The organism is Aeromonas sp. MaB10011B, assembly GCF_017939325.1.
GTDB lineage: Bacteria > Pseudomonadota > Gammaproteobacteria > Enterobacterales > Aeromonadaceae > Aeromonas > Aeromonas caviae.
The window spans coordinates 1-370 of the sequence record NZ_JAGKRK010000070.1 but is presented as its reverse complement, the minus strand read 5'-3'; the positions used below and the strand labels follow the sequence as shown (position 1 = coordinate 370).

1 protein-coding gene is annotated in these 370 nt (G+C 67.6%); it reads left to right on the top strand.

All coding sequences use genetic code 11. From position 1 onward, the window contains the following. Nucleotides 1-370 (top strand): Ig-like domain-containing protein (locus J9893_RS14185; RefSeq protein WP_210621926.1); only part of this gene is annotated, 370 nt, incomplete at both ends.

Genomic DNA, 370 nt, shown 5'->3' with positions numbered 1-370 from the left:
CGATGGCAACCTGTCGGTGGCGGAAGCCAAGGCGGTCGAGCTCAAGGGCACGACCAGCAACGTGGAAGATGGCCAGAAGGTCACCCTGACCGTGACCGACGTGAACGGCAAGCAGGTGACCTTCACCGCGACCGTGACCGACGGCACGTTCAGCACCACCGTGGACCTGGGCGCCAGCGGCCTGGCAGATGGCACGTTCACCGTCAAGGCGGACGTGACTGACCAGGCGGGCAACCCGGCGACGGACAGCGAGCAGGCGATCCTGGACAGCGACAGCGCGGACCTGCCGGGCATCGACCTGGCGGCGATTGGCGATGGCAACCTGTCGGTGGCGGAAGCCAAGGCGGTCGAGCTCAAGGGCACGACCAGC